Source organism: Streptomyces atriruber, assembly GCF_001418325.1.
GTDB lineage: Bacteria > Actinomycetota > Actinomycetes > Streptomycetales > Streptomycetaceae > Streptomyces > Streptomyces atriruber.
The window spans coordinates 1-1,707 of record NZ_LIPN01000606.1 but is presented as its reverse complement, the minus strand read 5'-3'; the positions used below and the strand labels follow the sequence as shown (position 1 = coordinate 1,707).

The following is a 1,707-nucleotide window of genomic DNA, read 5'->3' as shown; positions in this document are numbered from 1 at the left end:
CCCGCGCCTGCGCCCGCCGCTCCGGTTGCTCCGGTCACTCCGGTCGCTCCTGAAGCGCCCGGTCAGGGTGGTGGCTACGGGTTCCCGCAGGCGCCCGCGCCACACGGCCAGCAGCCGGTTCAGCCGGGGCAACCGATTCAGCCGGGGCAGCCGTTCCCGGGGCAGCCGCAGGTTCCCGGGCAGCAGGCCGTTCCGGGGGCTCAGCCTCTTCCGAACCAGAATCAGAACCAGCAGCCGCAGGCCCCGCAGCCGCAGGCCCCGCAGCCCCAGGCACCCCAGCCGCACGCGCCCCAGCAGCAGCCTCAGCCTCAGGTGCCCGGCCAGGCCCAGGCCCAGCCCCCGGTCCAGCCCCAGGCTCCGCAGCAGGCACAGCAGCCCCAGGCCCAGCAGGCGCAGGGGCCCATCGACCCCCGTACCGGCGCCGCCTGGCCGCAAGCCGTGCAGCACGATCAGCGGGAGCGTACGAACCCCGGGGCCCCGCTCGGTTACACCGCCGCCGTCGAGCTCTCCTCCGACCGGCTGCTGCGCAACAACAAGCAGAAGGCCAAGAGCAGCCGGCCCGCGGGCGGTTCGCGGTTCAAGCTCGGCGGCAAGAAGGAAGAGGCCGAGCGGCAGCGCAAGCTCGAGCTGATCCGGACGCCCGTGCTCTCCTGCTACCGGATCGCCGTCATCAGCCTCAAGGGTGGCGTCGGCAAGACGACCACTACCACCGCGCTGGGCTCCACCCTCGCCACCGAGCGCCAGGACAAGATCCTCGCGATCGACGCCAACCCCGACGCCGGTACGCTCGGCCGGCGCGTGCGGCGCGAGACCGGGGCCACCATTCGTGACCTCGTCCAGGCGATCCCGTACATCAACTCGTACATGGACATCCGGCGCTTCACCTCGCAGGCGCCGTCCGGGCTCGAGATCATCGCCAACGACGTCGACCCGGCCGTGTCGACCACGTTCAACGACGAGGACTACCGGCGCGCGATCGACGTACTCGGGAAGCAGTACCCGATCATCCTGACCGACTCCGGTACGGGGCTGCTGTACAGCGCCATGCGGGGCGTTCTCGACCTCGCCGATCAGCTGATCATCATCTCGACGCCGTCCGTGGACGGTGCGAGCAGTGCGTCGACGACGCTGGACTGGCTGTCCGCGCACGGGTACGCCGACCTCGTCTCGCGGTCCATCACCGTCATCTCCGGTGTGCGCGAGACCGGCAAGATGATCAAGGTCGACGACATCGTGTCGCACTTCGAGACGCGGTGCCGGGGCGTTGTCGTCATCCCCTTCGACGAGCACCTCGCCGCGGGCGCGGAGGTCGACCTCGACATGATGCGGCCGAAGGTGCGGGAGGCGTACTTCAACCTTTCCGCGATGGTCGCGGAGGACTTCGCGCGGGCTCAGCAGCAGCAGGGTCTGTGGACGTCGGACGGGAATCCGCCGCCGCATCTGGCTCCGCCGATGCCGGGGCAGCAGCAGCCTCAGCCGTACGCTTCGGGGCAGCCGCAGCCGTACGCTCCTCAGCAGCCTCAGCCGCCCCAGCCGCCCCAGCAGGCGCAGCCTCCCCAGCAGGCGCAGCCGCAGCCGCCGCAGCACGGGCAGCAGCCCTATCCGCAGCAGCCGGGTGCTCCGCAGGGATGGCAGACGCAGCCACCTCAGCAGGGCCAGCCGCCCCAGCAGGGCCAGCCCCCGCAGCAGGGCCAGCCGCCCCAGCAG

The 1,707-nt window shown here is 71.5% G+C and carries 1 protein-coding gene; it reads left to right on the top strand.

All coding sequences use genetic code 11. The annotated features are described in order from the left end of the window. The coding region (locus tag AOK03_RS39145) for a MinD/ParA family ATP-binding protein (protein ID WP_157869217.1) at positions 1 to 1,707 on the top strand (1,707 nt) is incomplete at both ends.